Source organism: Streptomyces venezuelae ATCC 10712 (assembly GCF_008639165.1).
In the GTDB taxonomy this organism is placed as follows: domain Bacteria; phylum Actinomycetota; class Actinomycetes; order Streptomycetales; family Streptomycetaceae; genus Streptomyces; species Streptomyces venezuelae.
In genome coordinates, this window is sequence record NZ_CP029197.1 from 6,259,369 (window position 1) to 6,285,317 (window position 25,949).

Consider the following 25,949-nt stretch of genomic DNA (forward strand, 5'->3'; position numbering starts at 1 on the left):
CGTGCTCGCCGTATCGGCGTGGGGCGTCACGCACCAGCAGTGAACACCAGCAACACCTCGCACCGGGGCAGCCCGAAGCGAGCGGAGACCCCGCCCCTGTGCGGACGGGACAGGAAGACGGCGATGAAGACCTACCTGATCGACAAGTACGGTGACCAGTCCGCGGTGCGTGCCGCAGAGATGCCCGATCCGGAGCCGGGCGCCGACGACGTGCTGGTCAAGATCCATGCGGCGAGCGTCAACCCGCTGGACTTCAAGATCCGCGACGGCGACTTCAAGCTGATCCTCCCGTACCGCCTCCCTCTCGTGCTGGGCAACGACCTCGCCGGCGTCGTGGTCCGGGTCGGCTCGGCCGTCACCCGGTTCGCGGTGGGTGACGAGGTCTACGCCCGGCCCGACAAGGACCGCATAGGAACCTTCGCCGAACTCATCGCCGTCCACCAGAACGACCTCGCCCACAAGCCGGCCACCCTCACCATGGCGGAGGCCGCCTCCCTTCCCCTGGTGGCCCTCACCTCGTGGCAGGCGCTGGTCGAAAGGGCACAGGTCCAGCCGGGCCAGAAGGTCCTGATCCACGCGGGCTCCGGCGGAGTGGGCACCATCGCCCTCCAACTGGCCAGGCACCTGGGCGCACACGTGGCCACCACCGCGAGCGCGGCCAACGCGGCCCTGGTCAAGGAACTCGGAGCCGACGTCGTCATCGACTACCGCACCCAGGACTTCGAGGAGCACCTGGACGGCTACGACGTCGTCCTCGACACCCAAGGCGGCAAGACCCTGGAGAAGTCGCTGCGGGTCCTCAAGCCAGGCGGCAAGGTCATCAGCATCGCCGGGCCGCCCGACGCGGACCTCGCCCGCGAGCTCGGCACGAATCCGGTCCTGCGTCAGGTGATGAACGCGCTGAGCTTCAGGACCCGGCGCCACGCCAAGCGCCGGGGCGTGACCTACTCCTTCCTGTTCATGAAGGCCGACGGCGAGCAGCTGCGCGCCATCACCCGGCTCGTCGACGCCGGGAAGATCCGCCCCGTCGTCGACCGCGTCTTCCCCTTCGAACAGACCCGCGAAGCCATGGAGTACGCCGAGAAGGGCCGCGCCAGGGCCGGCAAGGTCGTCATCGCGATGGCGTGAGGACGCACGGACCACCGCGACGAAGCCATCTCGCCGACGTCGTTCCGCGCCCGGCCGATGGCCACGTGGCGGGGCGTCTCAGTCTCCGGCGGGGCGCCAGGTGCGGGCCTGGCGGATGGCGACCCGGGCGGACCAGAGCCACAGGAGGAAGCTGACGGCGAGGACGACGGTGGTCGTCGACAGGAGCAGTCCCGCCGTGATGGGGGACTCGCCGTCGCCGGAGACCGGTGACGCGAGCGCGGCCGCGATCGCCGTGCCCGCGGTGCCGGCCAGGGCCAAGGGGGCGAGGACCGACCATGCCGCGCTGGTGCGGAAGACGCGCAGGCCGCCGGTGAGGACGGACAGCGGGGCGAGCGCGCGGCCCTGCCGCAGGAACTCCGCCATGGCACTGAGGCCCGCGGTCAGAGTGAGGACGACGATGCCGAGGGTGCCGAGCATGGCGCTCCAGCGGCCCTGGTCGCGGTTGGGGATGCCCGCGATGAGCTCGTTCTCCCCCGGGGTTCTGACGGCCGCGCCGCGCGGGAACACCTCGTACGACAGCCGCTTGAGGGCGGGCACGGACAGTGCCTTCCCGTCCGGGTGCAGCAACGCGAGGCTCGTGCCGCTGCCGTCGTCGGGAGCGGCGAGTTCCGCCAGCTTCCGGTGGTCGGCGCGGCGGATCAGCAGCGTCGAGTCCGGGTGGGGGATCCACCGGGCCAGCTCACCGATTCTCGGGTCCGCCCGCCGCGCGTCGACCCGCGTCTCCTTCGCCGGACAAGGCAGGTGAAGGACGGTCAGGGCGCCGCAGTCGCCGTACAGGGTCAAGGATGTGCTCGCGCCCCCGTCCGGGGGAGTCAGGCCCACCCCCGGGGGAGTCAGCAGGACCACTTCGGTCCCTCGCGTACGGGCGAAGAAGTCGGTCATGGCGGTCGTGGACACGCTGCCGCGGGGGCTGACGGTCACGACGCCACGGCCGAGGCGGTCCATGGTCTTCCGCGCCTCCGTGGCCTGCCAGCCGAACAGCCCTTGCCAGGCAACGGCTTGCATGAACACGATGAGCGCGATCGACACACCGGCGACGAGCCGGGCGGTCCCGCCGGGATGCGCGACCGCCCGCCGCCCTGCCACCAGGGTGCCGGGCAGGCCGTGAGCCCGACCCCGGCCGGCGAGCAGCCTTCCAGCTCTGGCGGTGATGACCCCGATGGCGGCCGGTAGCGTCAGGACCGTGGCCGCGATGCCCACCCAGCTGGTGAGCGTGCGCGTGACGGAGGACGGCGGGAACAGATCCGGACCCCGCACCGCCAGGATGATGGCGAGGGGACACAGCACGGCCAGGCGGGGGAGCCAGGCGCCGGCGCGGGCCGAGCTGTGCGGTCGTGTGCCCGACCCGCCTCGGCGGGGCGAGAGGTCCGCGAGCGCCACGGCGCCGAGCACGACCAGGAAGACGGCGACGGGGGCGAGTGCGGCGACCCAGCCGTGGGCGCGCAGGTGGGTGGAGGAGAGGACGTAGCCGGTGTAGGGGACGCGGATGTCGTGCAGCAGCGCCGTCGCGATGACCGCGGCACCGACCACCGCGCCCACAGCGGCCGGCGGTGCCGCCTCGCCGGCGGCGATCAGGGCGCGGTCCAGCCGTCGTCCGCCGAGTGCGGCGACGAGCGCGGTCCTGCGGTCCCGGGTGTACGCCCCCGTACGCGCCGCAACGACCAGCAGGGCGACGGCCGGCAGGAGGAGCATGCCGATGACCGCGGCCTGGAACATCCACTCGGGCTTCTCGTCCAGTCGGCCCGAACCCGGTTCCAGGGAGGCCGTGACCTGCCCGTCCTTCGGGCCGAACCCGGTGACGACGGCGGTGAACCGGTCGGGCTTCAGACCGTCGCGTGGCCGGACGTAGGCGAGCCATTCGGTCGGTTCGTCCAGCCCTTCCTCGCCGATGACGCCCGCCAGTCGGCCGTACCGGTGGTCGATGTCCTCAGCGGCGCCCGCCTCGCGCAGGGCCGGCGACAGAACCGCCTGGCCGGGGGCCGGCCAGTGGTCGAGCCCGGGAGGGAGGGGGGCGTCCCCCTTGTGGGGGGCGATGTACACGACGCTGAAGCGGCGTTCGCCTTCGAGCCAGTCGGCCCCGACCAGCCACGTCGTCGCGTCGGTCGCGTGCTCAAGGGCGTCGTCCGGGGCGACGGGCGTCCTGGCCGCACGACGCTCCTCCTTCCCCGCGTACACGGCGTGGACGCCGACGAGGCTGCCGAGACCGAGCGCGAGGACCGACGCGGCGAGAAGGAGTGCGACGAAGCGTACGCCTCCCGCCTCGGAGCGGCGCCCCGCCACCCGGCCGAGGGTGAGGAGCCGGCGTGCGAGACGCAGGGCGTCCCGGGTGGGCGTCATGCGGACGCCCCGGAGGGAGCCGGATTCGTCCCAGAGGGAGTCGGATTCGTCCCAGAGGGAGTCGGATTCAAGATGCCCGCCTCCAGGCGCAGGGTGCGGTCGGCCCGCGCGGCGATGCCGGGATCGTGGGTCACCACGAGCAGCCCGCACGCGTAGCGCCGGGGCAGGTCGAAGAGCAGCTCGGCAGTACGGTCGCGGGTCTCCGTGTCCAGTGCGCCGGTCGGTTCGTCGGCGAGCAGCAGTGCGGGTTCGTTGATCAGGGCGCGGGCGACGGCGGTCCGCTGCCGCTCTCCGCCGGACAGCTCGTCGCTCGTCGCCGCCTCGGGTACGCCGAGGTCGTCGAGGAGCGCGCGCGCCCGCTTGCTCGCCTCGCGATGGTCGGTGCGGGCCAGCAGCGCCGCGAGCATCACGTTGTCCAACGGGCTGAGTTCCGGCAGGAGTTCACCGAACTGGAAGACCATGCCCACCGCTTGGGCGCGTACGGCCGCCAGGCGGGCGGGGCGGAGCCCGACGACGTCGGTGCCCTTCACCTTCACCGACCCCGCCGTCGGCCTGACCAGGCCCAGGACGCAGGACAGCAGCGTGCTCTTGCCCGATCCGCTCGGACCGGTCACCGCGACGGATTCCCCGGCCCGCAGTGTCAGGGAGAGATCGTCGAACAGCTTTCTCGCGCCGAGCGAGTGCGAGAGGCCCTCGATCTCCAGGACGGGGTGGGTGGTCTCCGGGTCGTGTGCCGTGCTCACGTGCTGTGCTCACCTCTGCCTTCTGTCGGGATGACGAGCCGCGGTGGAGCGGCATGATCGTTCGACCGGTCGTGCCGCTCCACCGCGGAGGTACTAGCGGTCGTCGTTGGGACGGTCGTCCAGCCCGCAACGGTCCGGGTTGAGCTGGATGTTCAGGCAGGCGGTCACCTTGCGGACGTAGTTCGTGGTGTCCAGGCCGCTGTACTTCGTCGAGCCGTTGCCGTCGTGGTTGTCGAGCCGGAGGCCCATGGTGTTCTTGCGGTCGTACAGGGTGTAGACCGCGTGGCTGTCTCCGTCGGTGTCGGCGATGGCGACGGCCCCGTTGGTGCCATGGCTGTACGCCCAGGCGCCGGCCCCGGCGTACGAGTCGAGCGGTTCTCCGGCACCGGCGGCGACGGCCTGCCCGGCGCCCATCAGCGCTGTGGCGACCGCGGCCCCCACCAGAGTCCTTACGGCGATGCGCCCGATGGTCATGATCCTCCCCTTTCGTTGATGAACAGAAACTGGTCGCGAATTGGCCGGCCTCCCTGCCTGCCGTGGCGACGCCAGAACATTTGCACACAGGAATTGATTCAACAAGGAGGTGGATCGATAGCGGCTCTGCAAACAGTTTTGCGGAACGAATCCCTCCTGGTCGCGTCCGCGCTTTGTGTAGTCATCGGCCATCTAAATGCCCTAAATGTCACACCAGTTGATGCTCCCGTAGTGGCACAGGGTGATCGAGTGACGTGCGGCACATTCGAAATTCGCGATCGGTGTGCCTCGTTTGCTTCGTGATTGGAACGGTGCAAAGAAAGGCTACGAGGATTCGCTCGGGAAAGCCTTTTGACTTGAATGGCGTCCACGTCGGCCGAATTCATTCGGCGGGGCGCTCTGGAGGGAATGGAAATGGCCGTGACGGCGTGATCTGGCCAGTCAGGGTGTGGTCGCGGTCACAGTCGGCGTCACGGTTCGATGAGGCCCACGCGGATCGCGTAGCGCGTCAGTTCCAGGCGGTCGCGCATGCCCAGTTTCTGGAGGAGGTTGGCCCGGTGGCGTTCGACCGTCTTCGGGCTGATCACCAGCAGGTCGCCGATCTCCTTCGAACTGTGGCCCTCCGCCACCAGCTTGAGGATCTCCTCCTCGCGCTCCGTGACCGCCTTGTCCGGCAGCGGCCTGCCCTGCTCCGCGCGGTCGAGGTACGTGCGGATCAGGGCGGTCTCCGCGCCCGGGTAGATGAAGGGCTCGTCGCGGACCGCCGCCCGGCACGCCTCCACCAGGTCGCGGTCCGCCACCGACTTCAGGACGTAGCCGCTCGCGCCCGCCTTCAACGCCTCGAAGAAGTACTGCTCGTTGTCGTACATCGTGAGGATCAGAATCCTCAGCTCCGGCTTCAGACGGCTGAGTTCGCGTGCTGCCTGGAGGCCCGTCATACGGGGCATCGAGATGTCCAGGACCGCGAGGTCGACGTCCTGCGTGCGGGCGAGCGCCACCGCCTCCGCCCCGTCCGCCGCCTCCGCCACGACCGTCAGGTCCGGCTCCGCGTCCAGGATCAGGCGTACCCCTCCGCGTACGAGAGCGTGGTCGTCCGCCAGCAGGATGCGGGTGGGGGCGTCCGGGGCCCCGTACGGGTTGATGTCCCGGGCCCCGTCGCGGGAGGTGCCCGGGGTGCTGCCCGGGGTCGTGTCCGGGGCCCCGTCGCGGGTGGTCCCCGGGACCCCGCCCGGGGTCGTGTCTGCGCTCGTCATGACGTCTCCCTGGGCCCTACCGGGGTGGTGCGTTCCGGGGCTCGTCTGCCGCGGCGGGTGTTCAGGTGGACCTCCGTCCCGCCCTCCGCGCCCTCGCGGACCGTCAGTTCCGCGCCGATCAGCAGCGCCCGCTCCCTCATGCCGCTGAGGCCCGCCCCGTCCGGTGCCGTGCCGATCCCGCGGCCGTTGTCCTTGACCAGCAGGCCCACGGTGCCGTCGGCCAGTCGTCGCAGCCGGAGGTCCACCTCCGTCGCGGCCGCGTGCCGGGCCGTGTTCGTGAGGCCTTCCTGCGCCACCCGGTAGAGCACCAGCTCGGTCTCGTGGTCGAGCTTCGGCAGGCCGGGTTCGATGTGGGGCCGTACCGTCAGGCCCCGCGTCGAGAACTCGGAGGCCAGCGACCTGAGAGCGCTGTGCAGCCCCAGTTCCTCCAGGACCCCGGGCCGCAGCCGGCGCGCGATGCGGCGGATCTCGTCCAGGCCCGCCCTCGTCGTCTCCTGCGCCTGGTGGAGTTCGCTACGCAGCTCGTCCGGCGCGTGGTTCGCGGTGTGCTTCAGCTGGAGGAGTACCGCCGTCAGGGTCTGGCCGACCTCGTCGTGCAGTTCCTGCGCGATCCGCCGCCGCTCCTCCTCCTGCGCCGAGAGGACCCGCGCGGTGCTCGTGGCCCGTTCGACTTCGAGGCGGTCGAGCATCGTGTTGAACGTACGCGTCAGGTCCGCGATCTCGCCCCGTCCCGCCACCACCGCACGCCGGCCCGGCCGCAGCAGGTCCGCCGTCCGCATCGCCCGGGTGAGCCGCTGGAGCGGTGCCAGACCGAGCCGGAGCAGGAACGCGTTCGCGAGGAGCATCGCGACCAGGCCGGCCACGAGCACGATCGCCTCACCGAGGAGTACGGGCGTGGAGACCGTCACGGGGCCCAACAGCAGCAGCACCGCGACGACCAGGACCGAGGCGTTGAGGAGGAAGATGCGCCAGTACAGCGACACGCTCGCGACTCTCTCCCTCTGCCTGCTCCGGGCCTCTGACCTGCGACGGGATCCATGTCCCCGCCTCATCCTGACCAGGATCCGGCGGCTTGTCCATCCGTGCCGACACCCATGTTCCGGGCCTCCCGGCGGGTGGCACCATGGCCCCCGACCACCGACCTGATCACCCTTCGACACGACCATAGGAGGGACGGGCCCTTGCCTGCTCCGCGGATGAGAACGACACCCCTGCCCGGCATCGGTGTCCAGTACGACTTCACCACCCGGGAGCACCGCCAGCTGTCGGTCATCGCGCACCGCGACGGCACCCGGACCGTGAACGTCTACCGGGCCGACGACCCCGACGCCTGCGCCCAGTCGCTGCACCTCACCGAGGCCGAGACCGCCTCGCTGATCGACGCGCTGCTGCCCGCCCACCACAGCCCCAACGTGCTGCACACCACCGACCTAGGACTCGTCGCCGAACGCATCGAGCTGTCCGCCCACTCGTACTGGAACGGGCGGGTCCTCGGCGAGACGCGGATGCGCACCGAGGCGGGCGCCTCCATCGTCGCCGTACTGCGCCGCTCCGGGGCCGTGCCGTCCCCGACGCCGGCCTTCCGGCTGGCCGGCGGCGACACCCTCATCGTCATCGGCACCCGCGAGGGCGTCGACGCGGCCGCCGCGATACTCGGTCGGGAGTGAGGGCGTCGTGCACTCCGCGGTCTTCCTGATCGAATTCGGCGCCATCATCCTCGGCCTCGGCCTGCTCGGGCGGCTCGCCGGCCGGTTCAGCTTCTCCCCGATACCCCTCTACCTCCTCGCCGGGCTCGCCTTCGGTAAGGGCGGCCTGCTGCCGCTGGGCACCAGCGAGGAGTTCGTCGCCATCGGCGCCGAGATCGGGGTGATCCTGCTCCTGCTCATGCTCGGCCTCGAGTACACCGCGAGCGACCTCGTCTCCAACCTCAAGACCCAGTACCCCGCGGGCCTCGTCGACTTCGCCCTCAACGCGCTGCCCGGCGCCGCCGCCGCGCTGCTCCTCGGCTGGGGACCGGTCGCGGCCGTCGTCCTCGCCGGCGTCACCTGGATCTCGTCCTCCGGCGTCATCGCCAAGGTGCTCGGCGACCTCGGGCGGCTCGGCAACCGCGAGACACCGGTCATCCTGAGCATCCTGGTCCTCGAAGACCTCGCCATGGCGGTCTACCTGCCCATCATCACGGCCCTGCTCGCCGGGGTCGGCCTCGCGGCCGGCAGCGCCACGCTCGCCATCGCGCTGGGCGTGGCCGGGGCCGTGCTCTTCGTCGCCGTCCGCTACGGGCGGCTGATCTCCCGCTTCGTCTCCAGTGACGATCCCGAGAAACTGCTCCTGGTCGTCCTCGGTCTGACCCTGCTCGTCGCGGGCGTCGCCCAGCAGCTCCAGGTCTCCGCCGCCGTTGGCGCGTTCCTCGTCGGCATCGCGCTGTCGGGTGAGGTCGCCGACGGCGCCCACGCCCTGCTGAGCCCGCTGCGCGACCTCTTCGCGGCGGTCTTCTTCGTCTTCTTCGGCCTGCACACCGACCCCGCAAGCATCCCGCCGGTGATCCTCCCGGCCCTCGCCCTGGCCGTCGTCACCGCGCTGACGAAGATCGCCACCGGGCACTGGGCCGCGCGCCGCGCCGGGATCGGCACCAAGGGGCGGTGGCGGGCGGGCGGCACCCTGGTGGCGCGCGGCGAGTTCTCGATCGTCATCGCGGGCCTCGCCGTCACCGCCGGGGTGCAGCCCCAGCTCGGGCCGTTCGCCACGGCGTACGTGCTCATCCTCGTGGTGATCGGGCCGCTCACGGCTCGCTACACCGAGCCGATCGCCACGTACCTGCTCCGCGGACGAGGGCCGAAGCCGCCGGCCCCGGACGGCACGACCGTACGAGGACCGGAGACGGGACCGGAGACCGAGACCGAGGCCGTATGCGCACCGGAACCGGGGTCCGAGGCCGTACGCGCACGGGAATCCGAGGCCGAGACCGTACGCGCACGGGAACCCGGGTCCGAGGCCGTACGCGTCCCGGAACCCGGGTCCGCCTCCGAGCGGGCGTGACCGCGGTCCCTCAGTCCGCGATCTCGACGGACTCCCGCTGCGGCTCCGCCCGCTTCCCCTGCTCCTTCCGCGTGATGCCCTGGAGCAGCTGAGCGAGGTCCACCCCGGTCGCGGACGACAGAAGCTCCATGCCCTGGGCGACGTTGTCCGTGACCGTACGGGTCAACTGGCTCGCCCCGTCCGTGGAGATGACCGTCATCCTGTCGACGGCCGCGAGCGGCTCGGACGCCTTCGCGACGACCTGCGGGAGGACCTCGACGAGCATCTGGAGGACGGCGGCGTCGCCGTACTGACCGAACGCGTCCGCCTTCTTCCGCATGGCCTCGGCCTCGGCGGCCCCCTTGGCGCCGATGGCCGCGGCCTGCGCCTCGCCCTCGATGCGTACGGCGTCGGCGAGCGCCGCCCGGTGGGCCTTCTCGCCCTCACCGGTGAGCCTGGCCCGCTGGGCGTCCGCCTCCGCCTCCTTCACCAGGGCGATACGGCGGGCCTCCGCCTCCTGCTCGGCCTGGTAGCGGGCGGCGTCGGCCGGCTTGCGGACCTGGGTGTCGAGCTGGCGGTCGGTCAGCTCGGCCTGGCGGGCGGCGACCTTCTCCTGCTCGGTCAGGATGTCCTGCTGGCGGGCGGCCTCGGCGAGCGGGCCGGCGGCGTTCGCCTGGGCGGCGGCCTCGTCGGTCTGCGCCTTGATCTCGGCCTGCTTCAGGTAGAGGGTCCGCTGGGCGATCGCGATCTCCTCCTCCGCCTTCAGCCGCGCCTGCTCGGCGGCGCGGCGCGCGACGGCCTCGGCGATGTCCGCCTCCTGCTTGGCGCGGGCGGCCTCGGGGCGGCCGAGGTCTTCCAGGTACGAGCCCTCCGTGGTGATGTCCTGGATCTGGAAGGCGTCCAGGACCAGGCCCTGCCCGGAGAGGCTGGCCTCCGCCTCCTCGGCGACCTGGCCGGCGAACGCGGCACGGTCCCGGATGATGTCCTCGACCGACATGCGCCCCACGATGGAGCGCAGCGCGCCCGACAGCACCTCCTGGGTGAAGCCGACGATGCCGTCCTGCTGCATCAGGAACCGCTGGGCGGCCGCCCGGATCGAGTCCTCCGTGCCGCCGACCTTGACGATCGCGACGCCCTCCAGGTTCGCCTTCACCCCGCGCAGGGTGACCGCTCCGCGGACCGCGACCGGGATGTGACGGCTCGACAGGTCGAGCGTGAACTTCTGCTGCACGAACGGGACGACGAACACACCGCCGCCGACCACGACCTTCTGGCCGCTGTTGTCGGTGAACACCCGCCCGGTGGCGGGATCGGTGGCCTTCTTGCCGCGCCGGCCGGTGATGATGAACGCCTCGCTTGGGCCGGCGACCTTGTAGCGCGTGACGACGACGAGGCCGAGCAGGACGACGAGGACGACTATTCCCACGACGGCGGTCAGGACAGGGCTCATGCAGGAATCCCCTCCGGAGATCGAGATGAATTGGATGCGTGCGATGTAATTGACGGGTGCGTGTGATGAATCGGTCGGTGCGGTGAATCTAAAGACGGAAGGGATGATCGGCGGCCCGTGGGTGAACCGGCGTCAGCGTTCCACCGGGCGGACGGTGACGGAGGTCGGTGACAACACCGACTCCACCCACACCTCGGAACCCCGCTCGACCGGTACGGCGGACTTCGCCGCGTACTTCACCGGCTGGCCGGCCAGATACAGCAGGACCTCGCCGTATCCCCCGGCGGGAATCGCCGTGACCACCGCGCCCGACGTGCCCGTCAGGTCCTCGCCGCGCGGCGCGGAGGCATCGCCGTCCCGGAGCAGGGCCCTGCTGAACCTCCAGGTCAGCCAGCCCACGAGGGCGCCCGCTGCGACTCCGGTGAGGGTCGCGGTGACCGCTCCGGCGCCCGCGGCGCCCGTCGCGATCGCGCCCGCGAAACCGAGCGCCGAGACGAATCCGGCGATCACCGGGAGCGAGAGGAATCCGTCGAGGAATCCGTCGAACGCGCCGCCGACGCTTTCCAGGAAGCCGTCGAAGACGAGGGAGAGGGCCAGGACGATCAGTCCCGCGACACCGAATCCCAGAAACCATCCCATAAGTCGATCCCCCCTTGTTCCCCCTGTTTTTCTGAATTGTTCCATGTAAGAGTCGTGTAGGACATGGGTGTCAACACCCATTGACGCCCGCTGGTGGTCGGACCGTTCAGTACGATGGACTGCTGTTCGGGCGCGGAGGAGGGCGACATGACGGACCGGAGCGAGGACGGGGCGGAACCCTCCCCACGCAGGCGCGGCCAGGGCGAACTGGAGGCCCAGGTGCTCGCCGTGCTGCGCGAGGCATCCGAACCGGTGCCCGTGGCATGGGTACGGGAACGCCTCGGCGGAGCCCTCGCCTACACCACCGTCATCACCATCCTCACCCGCCTCCGTGCGAAGGGCGCCGTCGAGCGCGAGCGCGCCGGCCGCTCCTTCCGCTGGACGGCCGTCGCCGACGAGGCCGGGCTCGCCGCCCTGCGGATGCGGAAGGTGCTCGACGCGGAGGCGGACCGCCACGCGGTCCTGGCGAGCTTCGTCACCGGCCTCTCGCCGAACGAGGAACGACTCCTTCGTGAACTGCTCGCCAAGGCGGCCGAGGAGGAGGAAGGCTAGCCGTCATGGGAGTCTTCGTCTTCCTTCCCCTCGTCCTTCCGCTCACCGCGTGGCCGGTCGCCCGCCTCGCCGAACAGCGGCTCCACCCCCGTACCGCGACGCGACTGCTCGCCGCGCTCGCCGGCGTCTCCGCCGTGTGCAGCACCCTCTGTCTCGGACTGCTCGTGATCGTGGGCACCGCCCAACTGCCGGGCAACCCGCTCCCCGACAGCTGGTCCGACCCCGATGTACGGGCGGCCGTCCCGTACGACGAGATCGCGGGCCGCGCGGCCATCCCCGCGCTGCTCGCCGTCCTCGTCTCCTGCGGCCTTGCGGCCTGGCGTCAGGAACGGACCCGCCGCCGGGCGGTGGCGGCACTCGCCGGGCTGCCCCCGACGCCCGTCGCGGTACTGCCGGACCGCACCCCGTACGCGTACGCGCTCCCCGGCGGTTCCCGCAGCGGGAGCGCGAGCTGGAGCCGGAGCGGATGCGCGGGCAGGGGGCGTCGGCGGCCCGGCCGGGTCGTGGTCAGCACCGGCATGCTCGACGGACTCGCCTCCGCCGAACGCCGGGCCCTCTTCGCCCACGAACGGGCCCACCTGGCCGGACGTCACCACCGCCATCTCCTGACGGTCCATCTCGCCGCGCGAGCCAACCCGTTCCTGCGGCCGCTGCGTACCGCCGTCTCCTACACCGCCGAACGTTGGGCCGACGAGGAGGCGGCCGCAGAGGTCGGCAGCCGCCGCGCCGTCGCGCGCGCGATCGGCACGGCGGCCCTGCTGGCGCCGCGTACCCCCGCAGCCACGCTCCCGGCGCTGACGGGCGCGGGCCCGGTGCCCCGACGGGTCGCCGCCCTGATGCGGCCGGCCCCCGTCGGGCGGGCCTGGCCGCCGGTCGGCACGGCCGTTGGACTCGCCGCCTGGGGAGCCGCCTTCGGCGCGACGGTGTCGGCGCTGTCCTCGGCGAACTCGGCGGTCACGCTGTTCCTGGTGCTGCGCGGAGTCGCCTCACCGGTGTGACGGTCGGCGCCCCCGCTGACGGGTCCGGCTAGAGGTCGAACTCGTGCGGCGGCAGGTCGAGGGTGAAACAGGCCTCGCGGACCACGGCCTGCTCCGTCTTGTCGAAGTCGCCGTCGGCGCCGCCGATGACGATGCCGATCTGGATGACGGCGCGGGCCTCGGCGGGCTTCTTCTTCGCCTTGGCTATCTCCTGCAGCACGCTGACCTTGCCGAAGTCGAAGTCGGCCGTCAGCTTGTCCAGGTTGGCGTCGAAGCGGCGCTGGAGGTCCAGGGCGTCGAAGTTCTGCAGCACTTCGTTGGTCGAGATGAGCTGGGCGACGCGGCGGCGCTCGGCGGGGTCGATCGTGCCGTCGGCCGCCGCGACGAGCGCGCACATGGCCATGCTCGCGTCCCGGAACGCGCCGCTCTTCAGGTCGTTCTTCTTCGCCACCAGCTGGGTCTGCATCGTCGATGCGGATTCCTTGATGCGGTCCCACAGGGCCATGAGTACTCCAGACGTCGATTGTTTCTACGTACGTGTAGAACGAACGGCGTTCCGTGGAGTTCCCGGGAGAGACGAAGAGATGGAGAGAGGGGGAACCGAGGGGGAGGACTCGGCAGAGAAACGTGACATTGTACGATGCACCTCCGTGACATCTCGGAGGGCGCACGATGGGTGACCTGAAGCAGTACGGCCTCGTCAGAGCGCAGGAGCGGCTCCGCGACCAGGTCGGCCACGCCCTCCGTGCCGCGCTGATCGCCGGTGAACTGCGGCCCGGCCAGGTCTACTCGGCGCCCGGACTCGCGAGCGACCTCGGCGTCTCCGCGACCCCGGTCCGTGAGGCCATGCTCGACCTGGCCAGGGAGGGCCTCGTCGAACCCGTCCGTAACAAGGGGTTCCGCATCACCGAGGTGAGCGAGCGCGACCTCGACCAGTTCACCGAACTCCGCACCCTCATCGAGGTTCCCACCATCGGCCTCGTCACGAGGCAGGCCGACCGGGAGCGGCTGGAAGCGCTGCGACCGGTCGCCGACGAGATCGTCACGTGCGCCCGCGAGCACGATCTCATCGGCTACCTGGAGGCGGACCGCCGCTTCCACCTGGCGCTGCTCGCGCTCTCCGGCAACGACCGCCTGGTCGAGACGGTGGGGGAGCTGCGCAAGCGCTCCCGCCTCTACGGTCTGACCGGTCTCGACGAGGCGGGCAAGCTCGTCTCCTCGGCCGAGGAACACCTGGAACTCCTCGACCTGATGATCGCCGGCGACGACCGCGGCGCCGAGGACTGCATGCGCCGCCACCTCGGCCACGTCCGCTCGCTGTGGGCCGACGCCCGCGACGAACCGGTCGGTCGCGGCTGAGCCGCGACACCCACTGCGCCGGACGCCAACTCGCGCTCTCCGGAGGGGATTCCAGGAGCCTGGACAGCATCCACGAGACCTATATGCTGACACCATGCTTTCTGCCGCCTCCGCGCCCGCGAACGCCGTCGCCTCCCCTTCCTCCGTGCCCGCGCCCGCCACCGCCTCGCGGCTGGCAAGCGTCGGCTCGTCGCCGGTACGGGAGATCCTGGCGCTGACCGCGCGGCCCGAGGTGATCTCGTTCGCCGGCGGGCTGCCCGCCCCCGAGCTGTTCGACGTCGCGGGCATCCGGGCGGCGTACGACGGTGTGCTGGCGGACAACGCGCAGTACGCCCTCCAGTACTCGACCACCGAGGGCGACCCCGAGCTCCGTACCGCCATAGCGGCGCGGCTCACCGCACGCGAACTCCCCACCGACGCCGACGACCTGCTGGTCACCACGGGTTCGCAGCAGGCGCTCACGCTCCTGACCACGGCGCTCGTCGAGCCGGGCGGCGTCGTGCTCGTCGAGGACCCCTGCTACCTCGCGGCCCTGCAGACCTTCGGCTTCGCCGGCGCGCGGGTCGTCCCCGTGCCCACCGACGACCAGGGCATCATCCCCGAGGCGCTCGAAGAGATCGCGGCGCGCGAGAAGCCGACCCTCCTCTACATCGTGCCCACCTTCCAGAACCCCACGGGCCGCACCCTTCCCGCCGGCCGCCGGAAGGCCGTCGCCGAGGCGGCGGCGCGGCTCGGATTCTGGATCGTCGAGGACGACCCGTACGGCGAACTGCGTTTCGAGGGCGAGCGCGTGCCGTGGATCGCCTCCGATCCGGTGGCCGCCGACCGCACCGTGCTGCTCGGTACGTTCTCGAAGGTGATGGCCCCGGGCCTCCGGCTCGGGTTCCTGCGCGCCCCCGCCGGGCTGCGCCGCGCCTGTGTGATCGCCAAGCAGGCCGCCGACCTGCACACGTCGACCATCGACCAGGCCGCGGCCGCCCGATACCTGCGCGACAGCGACCTCGACGCGCACGTCAGCGTGATGCGGGCCGCGTACCAGGAGCGCAGGGACGCCATGCTCGAAGGCCTGCCGGCCGCGCTGCCCGAGGGCAGCCGGTGGAACAGGCCGGAGGGCGGCATGTTCATCTGGGTGACCCTGCCCGCCGGTCATGACGCCACGGCCCTCCTGAAGACGGCGATCGGACACGAGGTGGCGTACGTGCCGGGGGCGCCGTTCTACTCCGGTGAGCCGGATCCGGCCGCGATGCGGCTCTCGTTCACCACGCACTCGGCCGAGGAGATCAGGGAAGGGCTGCGGAGGCTGGCCAAGATCTTCTCCTGAGGTCGAGAGCCGTGACCCAGCCCGTGGACCAGGGGTCGGCGGACCAAGCGCCCGCGACCAAGCTGGCGGACCAGGCGCCCGCGAACCCCGTCGCCACCGACGACATGCTCGCCACCCAGCCCGTCGGCTACTGGAGCGGCCTCGCGCACTCCGTCGTCACCGGGCACCTGCGGGACGCCATGGCCAGGATCGACACCACCCAGCCCCAGTACTGGGTGCTGAACCGCGTGCACGGCGGCCCCGCGGCTCCGAGTCGCGAGGAGGTCGTCAGCCAGCTCACTCCGCTCGCGGACGGCCCCCACGACATCGCGCGCGTGGTCGACCAGTTGCTCCACCGGGGCTGGCTCCGTACCGACGACGGGCAGCGTCTCCTGCTCACCGACGCGGGGGAGGCCGCGAGGGTCCGGCTGCGCGACCTGGTGACCGAACTGCGCGCCGTCGTGCACGAGGGCATCAGCGACGAGGAGTACGTGGCCGCGCTCAAGGTGCTGCGCAGGATGGTCGCCAACGTCGAGGCGGCGAAGGGCGCCTGATTCCGACGACCCGTCCGGTGTCCGAATCCAGCACCCGGCCATCACCTCGTGTCGTTGTTGGGCCGAACGGGTGAGGAGCGGGAGGATGGCCCCATGAGTAGGTACGAGAGGTACGACGTCACCGACGAGCAGTGGGAGGGCCTCGCCCAGGTCGTGCCCCTGCGCGGCCGTGACGAATGGCCGTCCAGGGTCGACCACCGCACGATCCCCGAGCAGTACGAGTCCGCCGAGCAGCGCCGTATGGTCGTGCTCCGCGTGCAGGTGTTCGCCGACGCCCGCGAGGTAGCCGAGTACCTCATCGCCCAGATCCCGGTGCTCCTCGACCTGACGAGCGCCGACACCGAGGTCGCCAAGCGCATCCTCGACTTCAGCAGCGGCGTGGTCTTCGGCCTCGGCAGCGGGATGCACCGCGTCGACCGGAACGTTTTTCTCCTCGCACCGGCCGGTACGGAGGTCGAGGGCGCGGAGGGCGAGGACGAGGAGGACACTGTGGGCCGGCATGGGGCCAGGGTCCCTCGATCGTAGGAAGGTCATCTCGCCGTAACGGTTCGTCAGAGAATGATCTGCGTACGGTCCGGGCATGGATCTCACCGGCGGCTTCACGCTCGACAACGCCACCACGGCTGTCCCCTCACCCGTCGCGCCTTCGTGTGCCGCGCCTTCGTCTGCCACGCGTCCCGCTGTCGCACCCTCCCCGGTCATCCCGTCCCCGGTCGTCCCGTCCCCGGCCGTCCCGTCCCCTGCCGCCCCTTCCCCGGTCGTCCCGTCCCAGGGCGCCCCTTCCCCGGTCGTCCCGTCCCCGGCGGACGGTTCCGCCGCGCGGCGGGCCGGGCGGGGGTACGAGCGGACGGCCGCAGGCGGGGGAGGGGGCGGGCGGCTCCGGGCGCGGCCGGCGGTCACCGAACTGAGACTGTCCGCGTTCGCCGGGCACCGCTCCGCCGTGCACCCGCTGGGCCCCGTCACCCTCTTCGCCGGACCCAGCGGAAGCGGCAAGTCCACCACCCTGCGGGCGTACGAGGCGCTGGCCCGGCTCGGCGCGGGTGACTCGCTCGACGAGGTGTTCCCCGACGCCGCCGACTGCGTGCCCGAGCGGGCCCGACCCGACGCCCAGGGCCGGCGCGGCTTCCGGATCGGGTGCACCGTCGACGGACCGGAAGGTCCCGTCCACCTCGACCTGGCCGTCCAGGCCGAACCCCGCCTCCGCATCGTCGGCGAACGGCTCACCGGCCGGGGCCGCACCCTCCTCGCCACCGCCCTGCGCGACCCGGGCCGCAACACCGTCCAGGCCGAGTGGCACACGGCGGGCACCACCCCCGTCACCCGGGCGCCGTTCCCCGACGACCTCCTCGGTACGGCCCTGCTGCCGCTGCGGGTCGCGGGCAAGACCCCGGGGCAGCTGGAGGTCCTGGCCGCCGCGGAACAGGTGGTCATCGGGCTGCGGTCGGCGTTCGCGTGCGACCCCCGGCCCGAACGGATGCGGGCTCCGGTACCGCCGGGGGAGGGGCGGCTGCGGCGCGGCTGCGGAAACCTCGCCGAGGTCCTGCACCGCACCCACACCGAGTGCCCGCGCCGCCACCACCGCCTCGCGGCCGTCGCCGGAGCGGGCTGCGTGGGGCCCGTCACCGGGCTCGGGGTGCAGGAGCTCCCGGACGGCACCGTCCGGGCGGTCCTCGAACGGGCCGGCCGCCCCGCGACCCCGCTCGGCCGCCTCGGGGACGGGGAACTGCGCTACCTCGCCCTCGCGCTCACCCTGCTCACCGGACCCGGCGTCCTGGCCATGGACCGGATCGCCGAGGTGCCCGAGGCCATGCAGTCCCTGACGCTGCTCGCCGACGGCTTCGACCGCGGGCTCGACGTGCGGCAGGTCGGTGAACTGCTCGGCCTCGCCACGGACATCGCCGCCGACGGGCACATCCGGGTCGCCGGGACGGTCGGGGAGCGGACGGGGGCGGAGGTGCGCGGGATGCCGGGGGTGACGGTGGTAGACCTGAGCACGTGACCGACAACGACGTAGCGGGACTGCAGCGGAGACTGGCCGAGTTCGCGGCCGCGCGGGACTGGCAGCCCTACCACACGCCCAAGAACCTGGCGGCGGCGCTCAGCGTGGAGGCGGCGGAACTCCTTGAGATCTTCCAGTGGTTGACGCCCGAGCAGGCGGAGCGGGTGATGGACGACCCCGGGTCGGCGCACCGGGTCGCCGACGAGGTCGCCGACGTGCTCGCCTATCTCCTTCAGTTCTGCGAGGTGCTCGGGGTCGATCCGCTGGCCGCGCTCGCGGCCAAGATCGACCGGAACGAGGTCCGATTTCCCGTACGGAGGCGTGGCGAGGGGGGCGAGGAGGGGGATTCGACCGCTGATCGTCACTCTTCGGAGTGATCGACTTTTCCCCCTCAGGCTTCCTGTCCACAGATTTCCGAATTCCCCTGGTGTCGGGGCTCAGGCGGCCTCACTCTGGGTAGTGGACTGAGTGGGCAGATAAGTCGTACGAACGGGGGCGGCGTTGATGGAAGCGGAGCGACTCATCGCGCTTGGCCGGCAGGCGCTGGCGGGGAGCGGCACGGCACAGGACATCGTGGCGGAAGCCTGGCAGGCGCAGGCGCTCGCCCAGGCGATAGGGAGTCAACTCGCCCTGTGCGGGCCCCAGGAGCTGCGGGGCGAGGCGCGGGGACTGAGCGAGATCGGGGAGTACCCGGCATGGGGTGCGGCCGGGCCGCGTGCGGCCCAGTTGACCGAGGTGATGGATCCGTGGGGGGCGTTGACCGCGCTCGGCGAGCTGCTCGGGGAGGTGGGCATCGCGCTGGTCGGGGTGGCCTGCGCGACCGACGAGGAGGGGCTCTACTGGCAGTGCATCGAGGCCATCGACGCCGCAGACGAGTCCAGTGACCGGGTCCGCGGGATGCTGCGGCGGCTCGCCGTGCGGGACGGGGAGCGTGCCCGCCCGCCCGACCCCGCCCGAGGCCGCGCGGGCCCGGGACGTGGCCGGTGGTGAGGCGAGTGGGCGGGACGGGCGGGCCGGTCCGGGTGGGTCCGGCGGGCCGAGTGGACCTGCCCGGGTGGGCCGGTCCTTGCGAGCGGGGCGCTGAGGGTGAGGCGCTGGGGAGGAGCGTGGGGCTCGGGCGGGTCCTACGGCGGTGGCGGTGGCGGTGGCGGTGCCGACCGCTACCTCTGGTGGGGTTCGTGCTGCTCGCGCTGCTCGGGAGTGGCGCGGTCCGGCTCGAGGCGGTCGGCCGTGGACTGGAGGTCGGCGTCCAGCTGGGTGAGGTCGGCGGAGAGCGCCGCCATCAGTTCCTCCATCTGCTGGAGCAGGCCCTTGGGGGCGCCGGCGCCCTTCTGCTCGGGCACGGACTGCGGCACCGGCTGCTCGGGCACGGCTCGTTCCGGCGCGGCTTCCTGGGACATGGGGGCCTCCTCGGCCCGGACCCCGCCGCCGAGGACGGGGCCGCGAGAGAGAGCGACGCACCGGCAGCGGCCGCCGGCGCGCGGGCCGGGCGGTCCGGCTCCGCCCGAGCCAACGACGGGCGCCGGGCGACGGTCACTGGCCAGGGCGGACGCGCCCCGCCAGGGGGTCTGATATTCACCCGACCGGGCCGGGGCGCGCGAGGAGCTGACGGAGAGGTTGACACGCACCGGACGGTGCAGGATGGAGGTATGGATCTCCGCATCTTCACCGAGCCCCAGCAAGGGGCCGACTACGACACTCTCCTCACCGTGGCGCGGGCCACCGAGGAGCTCGGATTCGATGCCTTCTTCCGCTCCGACCACTACCTCAGCATGGGCTCCGCCGACGGGCTGCCCGGACCGACCGACGCCTGGATCACCCTGGCGGGGCTCGCCCGGGAGACGAAGCGGATCCGGCTCGGGACGCTGATGACGGCCGGGACCTTCCGGCTCCCCGGCGTCCTCGCCATCCAGGTCGCCCAGGTGGACCGGATGTCCGGCGGGCGGGTCGAACTCGGCCTCGGAGCCGGCTGGTTCGAGGAGGAGCACAAGGCCTACGGCATTCCGTTCCCGAAGGAGAAGTTCGGCCGGCTGGAGGAGCAGCTGGCGATCGTCACCGGTCTGTGGGAGACCGAGATCGGCAAGACCTTCAGCTACGAGGGGGAGTTCTACCAGCTCACCGACTCGCCCGCGCTGCCCAAGCCCGCGCAGGACAGGATCCCGGTACTGATCGGCGGGCACGGCGCGAGCCGCACGCCGCGTCTCGCCGCGCGGTACGCGGACGAGTTCAACATCCCCTTCGCCTCTCTGGAGGACAGCGAGCGGCAGTTCGGCCGGGTCCGGGCCGCCGCCGAGGAGGCCGGGCGGGCGCCGGACGACCTCGTGTACTCCAACGCGCTGGTCGTCTGCGTCGGCAAGGACGACGCCGAGGTGGCCCGCCGGGCCGCCGCGATCGGGCGGGAGGTGGACGAACTGAAGGCGAACGGACTGGCGGGGTCGCCTGCCGAGGTCGTCGACAAGATCGGTCGGTACGCGGCGATCGGGTCCTCCCGGGTCTACCTCCAGGTCCTCGACCTGGACGACCTGGACCACCTGGAGCTGATCTCCGCGCGGGTCCAGTCGCAGCTGGGATGAGCGGGGCGATCCGATGAGACCGGTCCGTACGCTCGCCGAAGCCCTCGGGGACGGGGCGCTCGTCCTCGACGGCGGGTTGTCCAACCAGTTGGAGGCGCAGGGCTGCGACCTCTCGGACGCGCTCTGGTCCGCGCGGCTGCTGGCCGACGGACCCGAGCAGATCGAGGCGGCGCACGCGGCGTACGTACGGGCCGGGGCGCGGGTGCTCATCACCTCCAGCTACCAGGCCACCGTCGAGGGCTTCGCCCGGCGGGGCGTGGGGCGGGCCGCGGCGGAGCGGCTCCTCGCGCGGAGCGTGGAGCTCGCGCGGGCGGCGGCACGGGGAGTGCGGGAGGAGGTGTGGGTCGCCGCGTCCGTGGGGCCGTACGGGGCGATGCTCGCGGACGGGAGCGAGTACCGGGGACGGTACGGGCTGTCCGTGCGGGAACTGGAGGCGTTCCACCGGCCACGGATCGAGGTGCTCGCGGCGGCGGAGCCGGACGTCCTGGCGCTGGAGACGGTTCCGGACGCGGAGGAGGCGGAGGCGCTGCTGCGGGCGGCCGAGGGGTGCGGGGTGCCGGTGTGGCTCTCCTACACGGTCGAGGGCGGGCGGACCCGGGCCGGGCAGGACCTGGCGGAGGCCTTCGCGGTCGCCGCGGGGAACGACCAGGTCGTCGCCGTCGGGGTCAACTGCTGCGACCCGGCGGAGGCGGGAGCGGCCGTGGCGCTGGCGGCCGCGGTGACGGGGAGGCCGGGCGTGGTCTACCCCAACAGCGGGGAGCGGTGGGACGCCCGCGCGCGGGGCTGGCGTGGCGCCGTCGCCTTCGACCCGGCCCTCGCCACGGGCTGGGCCGCGTCCGGCGCCCGGCTCGTCGGCGGCTGCTGCCGGGTGGGCCCGGAGACGATCGCCGCGCTGGCGACGACGCTGACTCCGAGCGCCGACGCCAGCGACGCCTGAGCCCCGGCCGGCGGCGGCGTCGCCCGGCAGCCTGAACCGACGGGGGTGCCCGACCCGCCCGGCCGCCCGACCCGCCCAGCTGCCCGACCCGACGGGGTGCCGGGCTGCCCGACGGGGTGCCGGACGGGGCGCCGGGCTGGAGCTGGGGGCCAGGGGCAGGCCGGCGGGCCGGGGGGGATCGGGGGCGGCGGGCGGCAGCGCCGCGAGCCCCTGGGGGCGGGCGGGGTGGGGGGGAGGGGGGGCGGGGGAGGGGAAAATGCCTGGTCGGGTGGGGGAGGGGCGAACCATACTCGGAGTGTGTTCCTGACGATCAGTACGACCGGCATCCCGGAGCGTCCCGCGACCGATCTCGGCTTTCTGCTGCACAAGCATCCCGAGCGGGCGCAGGCGTTCTCGACCTCGCACGGCACGGCGCACGTCCTCTACCCCGAGGCGAGCGTCGAGCGGTGCACGGCGGCTCTCCTCCTGGAGGTGGACCCCGTGGCGCTGGTGCGCCGCGGCAAGGGCAAGGGCCGGGGCGGCGCCCCCGACTCCGCGCTCGCGCAATACGTGAACGACCGGCCCTACGCGGCGTCCTCGCTGCTGGCCGTCGCGCTCGCCAAGGTCTTCAAGTCGGCGCTGCACGGCGTCTGCCGGGCGATGCCCGAGCGGGCCGCCGAGCCGCTGCCGCTGCGCGTCGAGGTGCCCGCGCTGCCCGCGCGGGGCGGGGCGGAGCTGGTGCGGGCCCTGTTCGGGCCGCTGGGCTGGGACACCGTGGACGCCGAGCCGGTGGCGCTGGACGCGCAGTTCCCGGAGTGGGGTGACTCCCGTTACGTACGGCTGGTCCTGGAGGGCGAGCTGCGGCTCGCGGACGCCCTCAATCACCTCTATGTGCTGTTGCCGGTCCTCGACGACGCCAAGCACTACTGGGTCGCGCCCGACGAGGTCGACAAGCTGCTGCGCGCCGGTGACGGCTGGCTCGCCGCGCATCCCGAGCGGAAGCTGATCACCGCGCGCTATCTCTCGCGCCGTTGGGGGCTGACGCGGGAGGCGGGGGAGCGGCTCGAACTGGTGCGACTCGCCGAGGCCGAGGGGCTCGACGTCGACGACGTCGACAACGCGGTGGACGAGTCGACCGACACCGAGGAGCGGCCGGTGCCGCTCGCCGAGCAGCGGCGGGACGCCATCCTCGCCGCCCTGGCACGGGCCGAGGCGAGCCGGGTGCTCGATCTCGGCTGCGGGCAGGGGCAGTTGGTGCAGGCGCTGCTCAAGGACGTCCGTTTCACCGAGATCGTCGGTGTCGACGTATCCGTCCGTGCTCTGACCGTCGCCGCGCGCAGGCTGCGCCTCGACCGGCTGGGGGAGCGGCAGGCGGCCCGGGTGAAGCTGTTGCAGGGCTCTCTCGCGTACACGGACAAGCGGCTGACCGGCTACGACGCGGCGGTGCTCAGTGAGGTCATCGAGCATCTGGACCTGCCGAGGCTGCCGGCCCTGGAGTACACGGTGTTCGGCTCGGCCCGGCCGCGTACGGTCCTGGTGACCACGCCGAACGTCGAGTACAACGTCCGCTGGGAATCGCTCCCGGCCGGGCACGTCCGGCACGGTGACCACCGCTTCGAGTGGACCCGGGTGGAGTTCCGGAGCTGGGCGGCCTCGGTCGCCGAGCGCTACGGGTACGGCGTCGGCTTCACCCCCGTCGGCCCGGACGACCCGGAGGTGGGACCGCCCACCCAGATGGCCGTGTTCACCCGGGATCCCGAACCGGCCCCGGAGACGAAGAAGAAGGAAAAGGGGGAACAGGCATGACCACGATCACCGAGACCGGGGCGCCGGCCGCAGCGGCCCGCGTTCTGCCCGTCACCGACCTGTCCCTCGTGGTACTCGTCGGCGCCACCGGCTCCGGCAAGTCCACCTTCGCCCGGCGCCACTTCAAGCCGACCGAGATCGTGTCCTCCGACTTCTGCCGGGGTCTCGTCGCCGACGACGAGAACGACCAGTCCGCGAGCAAGGACGCCTTCGACGTCCTCCACTACATCGTGGGCAAGCGCCTCGCGGCCGGGCGGCTCGCCGTCGTCGACGCCACCAACGTCCAGCAGGAGGCGCGGCGGCAGCTCGTCCAGCTGGCCCGTTCGTACGACGTGCTGCCGATCGCGATCGTCCTCGACCTGCCCGAGGAGGTGTGCCGCAGCCGGAACGCGGCGCGCCCCGACCGGGCCGGCATGCCCGCGCACGTCATCCAGCGCCATCGGCGTGAGCTGCGGCGTTCGCTGCGCGGCCTGGAGCGCGAGGGTTTCCGCAAGGTGCACGTCCTGCGGTCCGTCGAGGAGGTCGACGCGGCCGAGGTCGTCCTGGAGCGCCGCTTCAACGACCTGCGGCACCTCACCGGTCCCTTCGACATCATCGGTGACATCCACGGCTGCCGCTCCGAGCTGGAGACGCTGCTCGCGAAGCTCGGATACGTCGACGGGCACCACCCCGAGGGCCGCACGGCGGTCTTCGTCGGTGACCTCGTCGACCGGGGGCCCGACTCGCCGGGCGTTCTGCGACGGGTGATGGGGATGGTCGCCGCGGGCGACGCCCTGTGCGTGCCCGGCAACCACGAGAACAAGCTCGGCCGCTGGCTCAAGGGCCGCAAGGTCCAGGAGACGCACGGCCTCGCCGAGACGATCGAGCAGCTGGGGCGGGAGAGCGAGGAGTTCCGGGCGGAGGTCGGGGCGTTCATCGAGGGCCTCGTCAGTCACTACGTCCTCGACGGCGGCGACCTCGTCGTCTGCCACGCCGGTCTGCCGGAGAAGTACCACGGCCGGACGTCGGGGCGGGTGCGTTCGCACGCGCTGTACGGGGACACGACCGGCGAGACCGACGAGTTCGGGCTGCCGGTGCGCTACCCGTGGGCGGAGGAGTACCGGGGGCGGGCCACCGTCGTGTACGGCCACACCCCGGTGCCGAACACCTCCTGGATCAACAACACCATCTGCCTGGACACCGGAGCCGTCTTCGGCGGGAAGATGACCGCGCTGCGCTGGCCGGAGCGCGAGCTCGTCGACGTACCGGCCGAGCGGGTCTGGTACGAGCCGGCCCGGCCGCTCGCGACCGAGGCGCCCGGCGGGCACCAGGGCCGGCCCCTGGACCTGGCGGACGTCCACGGCCGCCGGATCGTGGAGACCCGGCAGCTCGGCCACGTCGCCGTACGGGAGGAGAACGCGGCGGCGGCCCTCGAGGTGATGAGCCGGTTCGCGGTGGATCCGCGACTGCTCGCCTATCTGCCGCCGACGATGGCGCCGACCGCCACCTCGAAGGAGGAGGGCTACCTGGAGCACCCGGCGGAGGCCTTCGCCCAGTACCGGGCCGACGGGGTCGCGAAGGTCGTGTGCGAGGAGAAGCACATGGGCTCCCGGGCCGTGGCGCTCGTCTGCCGGAACGCCGAGGCGGCGCGTGAGCACTTCGGCGTCGACGACGAGGGCGTGACCGGCGCGCTGCACACCCGTACCGGGCGGCCGTTCTTCGACGATCAGGCCGTCACCGAGCAGGTGCTCGACCGGCTGCGGACGGCGATCGGCGCCGCCGGGCTCTGGGACGAGCTGGGCACGGACTGGCTGCTGCTCGACGGTGAGCTGATGCCGTGGTCGCTGAAGTCGGCCGGGCTGCTCCGCGCGCAGTACGCGGCGGTCGGCGCGGCCTCGGGCGCGGTCTTCCCCGGGGCGGTCTCCGCGCTCGAACAGGCGGTGGCTCGTGGGGTCGAGGGGCTCGACGGGCTGCTCGCGAAGCAGCGTGAGCGGGCGGTGGACGCGGCGGCGTTCACCGAGGCGTACCGCAGGTACTGCTGGCCGACCCAGGGACTGGAGGGCGTGCGGTTCGCGCCCTTCCAGGTCCTTGCGGCGCAGGGCCGTTCGCTGGCGGCCGTGCCGCACGACGAGCAGCTGGCCTGGCTGGACCGGCTCGTCGAGCACGATCCGACCGGGCTGCTCCAGGTCACCCGCCGGCTCGTCGTCGACACGGGCGACGAGGCCTCGGTCCGGGCCGGGGTCGACTGGTGGCTCGAGCTGACCGGCGCCGGCGGCGAGGGCATGGTGGTGAAGCCGCTGGCCGCGCTCGTCCGCGACGCCAAGGGCAGGCTGGGCCAGCCGGGCGTGAAGGTGCGCGGCCGGGAGTACCTGCGGATCATCTACGGCCCCGAGTACACGCGGCCGGAGAACCTGGAGCGCCTGCGGCAGCGCTTCCTCGGCCACAAGCGGTCGCTGGCGCTGCGCGAGTACGCGCTCGGCCTCGAAGCCCTCGACCGCCTCGCGGCGGGGGAGCCGCTGTGGCGCGTCCACGAGGCGGTCTTCGCGGTCCTGGCCCTGGAATCGGAGCCGGTGGACCCCCGGCTGTGACACCCCGAGGCCCTCGCGGTGCCGCCCCCTCACCGGGGCGGTTCTCCGCGGGGGCCTCGCTGTTCGTGGCGCCCGGCGGGGGGCGCAGGGAAGCGCTCTGCGGCGCTCCCCTGCGCCCCCCGTGCCCGTTGACGCATTTCTTCCGCACCCTCTAGCGTTCTCACCCCACGACGTGACACAGCGTCAACAGTGTGACGTGACAGGTCACTTGAGGTGGGAACACACACGCGAATGCGCCGGTCGGCCATCGGTGGGCGGTCTTCCCCGGAGGGCCCGGGGACGGTAC

Annotated in this window: 25 protein-coding genes; 16 read left to right on the plus strand and 9 right to left on the minus strand. The window is 72.4% G+C overall.

Annotated features, from left to right (window positions below):
* Positions 1-123 precede the first annotated feature (123 nt).
* Positions 124-1,128 (plus strand): NADP-dependent oxidoreductase, encoded by a 1,005-nt coding sequence (locus DEJ43_RS28910; RefSeq protein ID WP_015036941.1) that lies wholly within the window; start codon positions 124-126, stop codon positions 1,126-1,128.
* Positions 1,129-1,206: 78 nt separating this feature from the next.
* Here DEJ43_RS28910 and DEJ43_RS28915 read toward each other — a convergent pair whose 3' ends face one another.
* The 5 genes from DEJ43_RS28915 to DEJ43_RS28935 form a co-directional block, all read right to left on the minus strand.
* The gene (locus DEJ43_RS28915; RefSeq protein WP_015036942.1) at positions 1,207-3,486 is read right to left on the minus strand and encodes a hypothetical protein; all 2,280 of its coding nucleotides are present in this window, start codon (positions 3,484-3,486) and stop codon (positions 1,207-1,209) included.
* Complete coding sequence (locus DEJ43_RS28920; RefSeq protein ID WP_015036943.1) at positions 3,483-4,229, minus strand: ABC transporter ATP-binding protein; 747 nt, start codon at positions 4,227-4,229, stop codon at positions 3,483-3,485. The genes DEJ43_RS28915 and DEJ43_RS28920 overlap by 4 nt, the downstream gene beginning before the upstream one ends.
* A gap of 93 nt (positions 4,230-4,322) precedes the next feature.
* Positions 4,323-4,703 carry a hypothetical protein gene (locus DEJ43_RS28925; protein WP_015036944.1) on the minus strand — a complete coding sequence of 127 codons (381 nt, stop codon included), beginning with the start codon at positions 4,701-4,703 and terminating at the stop codon, positions 4,323-4,325.
* 470 nt (positions 4,704-5,173) lie between these two features.
* On the minus strand, positions 5,174-5,956 hold the full coding sequence (locus DEJ43_RS28930) for a response regulator (RefSeq protein ID WP_015036945.1): 783 nt from the start codon (positions 5,954-5,956) through the stop codon (positions 5,174-5,176).
* Entirely contained in the window at positions 5,953-6,939 is a 987-nt protein-coding gene (locus DEJ43_RS28935; RefSeq protein ID WP_078508773.1) for a sensor histidine kinase, read from the minus strand. The genes DEJ43_RS28930 and DEJ43_RS28935 overlap by 4 nt, the downstream gene beginning before the upstream one ends.
* A gap of 213 nt (positions 6,940-7,152) precedes the next feature.
* Between DEJ43_RS28935 and DEJ43_RS28940 the strand changes: the two genes are divergently transcribed.
* Both DEJ43_RS28940 and DEJ43_RS28945 read left to right on the plus strand, forming a co-directional pair.
* Entirely contained in the window at positions 7,153-7,623 is a 471-nt protein-coding gene (locus tag DEJ43_RS28940) for a cation:proton antiporter regulatory subunit (protein WP_041663016.1), read from the plus strand.
* 7 nt (positions 7,624-7,630) lie between these two features.
* Positions 7,631-8,992, plus strand: coding sequence for a cation:proton antiporter domain-containing protein (locus DEJ43_RS28945; protein WP_015036948.1), 1,362 nt, complete (start codon positions 7,631-7,633; stop codon positions 8,990-8,992).
* A 10-nt stretch (positions 8,993-9,002) separates the two neighbouring features.
* On the opposite strand, the gene DEJ43_RS28950 is transcribed toward DEJ43_RS28945, so the two are convergent.
* Together DEJ43_RS28950 and DEJ43_RS28955 are read right to left on the minus strand one after the other, a co-directional pair.
* On the minus strand, positions 9,003-10,421 hold the full coding sequence (locus DEJ43_RS28950) for a flotillin family protein (protein WP_015036949.1): 1,419 nt from the start codon (positions 10,419-10,421) through the stop codon (positions 9,003-9,005).
* A 132-nt stretch (positions 10,422-10,553) separates the two neighbouring features.
* Positions 10,554-11,060: a hypothetical protein gene (locus DEJ43_RS28955; protein ID WP_015036950.1), complete on the minus strand. Its 507-nt coding sequence runs from the start codon at positions 11,058-11,060 to the stop codon at positions 10,554-10,556.
* Between the two features lie 147 nt (positions 11,061-11,207).
* Between DEJ43_RS28955 and DEJ43_RS28960 the strand changes: the two genes are divergently transcribed.
* Complete coding sequence (locus DEJ43_RS28960) at positions 11,208-11,612, plus strand: BlaI/MecI/CopY family transcriptional regulator (protein ID WP_015036951.1); 405 nt, start codon at positions 11,208-11,210, stop codon at positions 11,610-11,612.
* Between the two features lie 5 nt (positions 11,613-11,617).
* Positions 11,618-12,610 carry a M56 family metallopeptidase gene (locus DEJ43_RS28965; RefSeq protein WP_015036952.1) on the plus strand — a complete coding sequence of 331 codons (993 nt, stop codon included), beginning with the start codon at positions 11,618-11,620 and terminating at the stop codon, positions 12,608-12,610.
* Positions 12,611-12,638: 28 nt separating this feature from the next.
* Here DEJ43_RS28965 and DEJ43_RS28970 read toward each other — a convergent pair whose 3' ends face one another.
* Complete coding sequence (locus DEJ43_RS28970; protein WP_015036953.1) at positions 12,639-13,094, minus strand: tellurite resistance TerB family protein; 456 nt, start codon at positions 13,092-13,094, stop codon at positions 12,639-12,641.
* Between the two features lie 167 nt (positions 13,095-13,261).
* Between DEJ43_RS28970 and DEJ43_RS28975 the strand changes: the two genes are divergently transcribed.
* The 7 genes from DEJ43_RS28975 to DEJ43_RS29005 all read left to right on the plus strand — a co-directional run bounded on the left by DEJ43_RS28975 (position 13,262) and on the right by DEJ43_RS29005 (position 18,791).
* Positions 13,262-13,948, plus strand: coding sequence for a GntR family transcriptional regulator (locus DEJ43_RS28975; protein ID WP_015036954.1), 687 nt, complete (start codon positions 13,262-13,264; stop codon positions 13,946-13,948).
* Between the two features lie 94 nt (positions 13,949-14,042).
* A complete protein-coding gene (locus tag DEJ43_RS28980) occupies positions 14,043-15,269 on the plus strand; it encodes an aminotransferase-like domain-containing protein (protein ID WP_181399507.1) in 1,227 nt (408 codons plus the stop codon).
* 104 nt (positions 15,270-15,373) lie between these two features.
* Complete coding sequence (locus DEJ43_RS28985) at positions 15,374-15,802, plus strand: MarR family winged helix-turn-helix transcriptional regulator (RefSeq protein WP_233448089.1); 429 nt, start codon at positions 15,374-15,376, stop codon at positions 15,800-15,802.
* A gap of 93 nt (positions 15,803-15,895) precedes the next feature.
* The gene (locus DEJ43_RS28990) at positions 15,896-16,327 is read left to right on the plus strand and encodes a cell division protein SepF (RefSeq protein WP_015036957.1); all 432 of its coding nucleotides are present in this window, start codon (positions 15,896-15,898) and stop codon (positions 16,325-16,327) included.
* A gap of 55 nt (positions 16,328-16,382) precedes the next feature.
* On the plus strand, positions 16,383-17,801 hold the full coding sequence (locus tag DEJ43_RS28995) for an AAA family ATPase (protein ID WP_015036958.1): 1,419 nt from the start codon (positions 16,383-16,385) through the stop codon (positions 17,799-17,801).
* Positions 17,798-18,178 carry a nucleotide pyrophosphohydrolase gene (locus DEJ43_RS29000; protein WP_015036959.1) on the plus strand — a complete coding sequence of 127 codons (381 nt, stop codon included), beginning with the start codon at positions 17,798-17,800 and terminating at the stop codon, positions 18,176-18,178. Before DEJ43_RS28995 ends, DEJ43_RS29000 begins: the two co-directional genes overlap by 4 nt.
* 127 nt (positions 18,179-18,305) lie before the next feature.
* Positions 18,306-18,791: a DUF6099 family protein gene (locus DEJ43_RS29005; protein WP_015036960.1), complete on the plus strand. Its 486-nt coding sequence runs from the start codon at positions 18,306-18,308 to the stop codon at positions 18,789-18,791.
* A gap of 170 nt (positions 18,792-18,961) precedes the next feature.
* Here DEJ43_RS29005 and DEJ43_RS29010 read toward each other — a convergent pair whose 3' ends face one another.
* Complete coding sequence (locus tag DEJ43_RS29010; protein WP_015036961.1) at positions 18,962-19,201, minus strand: hypothetical protein; 240 nt, start codon at positions 19,199-19,201, stop codon at positions 18,962-18,964.
* Between the two features lie 249 nt (positions 19,202-19,450).
* Between DEJ43_RS29010 and DEJ43_RS29015 the strand changes: the two genes are divergently transcribed.
* The 4 genes from DEJ43_RS29015 (at position 19,451) to DEJ43_RS29030 (ending at position 25,663) form a co-directional block, all read left to right on the plus strand.
* Positions 19,451-20,374 (plus strand): LLM class F420-dependent oxidoreductase, encoded by a 924-nt coding sequence (locus tag DEJ43_RS29015; protein ID WP_015036962.1) that lies wholly within the window; start codon positions 19,451-19,453, stop codon positions 20,372-20,374.
* A 13-nt stretch (positions 20,375-20,387) separates the two neighbouring features.
* Positions 20,388-21,311, plus strand: coding sequence for a homocysteine S-methyltransferase (mmuM, locus tag DEJ43_RS29020; protein ID WP_015036963.1), 924 nt, complete (start codon positions 20,388-20,390; stop codon positions 21,309-21,311).
* 297 nt (positions 21,312-21,608) lie between these two features.
* Positions 21,609-23,096 (plus strand): 3' terminal RNA ribose 2'-O-methyltransferase Hen1, encoded by a 1,488-nt coding sequence (locus tag DEJ43_RS29025; RefSeq protein WP_015036964.1) that lies wholly within the window; start codon positions 21,609-21,611, stop codon positions 23,094-23,096.
* Complete coding sequence (locus tag DEJ43_RS29030) at positions 23,093-25,663, plus strand: polynucleotide kinase-phosphatase (protein WP_015036965.1); 2,571 nt, start codon at positions 23,093-23,095, stop codon at positions 25,661-25,663. Before DEJ43_RS29025 ends, DEJ43_RS29030 begins: the two co-directional genes overlap by 4 nt.
* Positions 25,664-25,949: the final 286 nt, after the last annotated feature.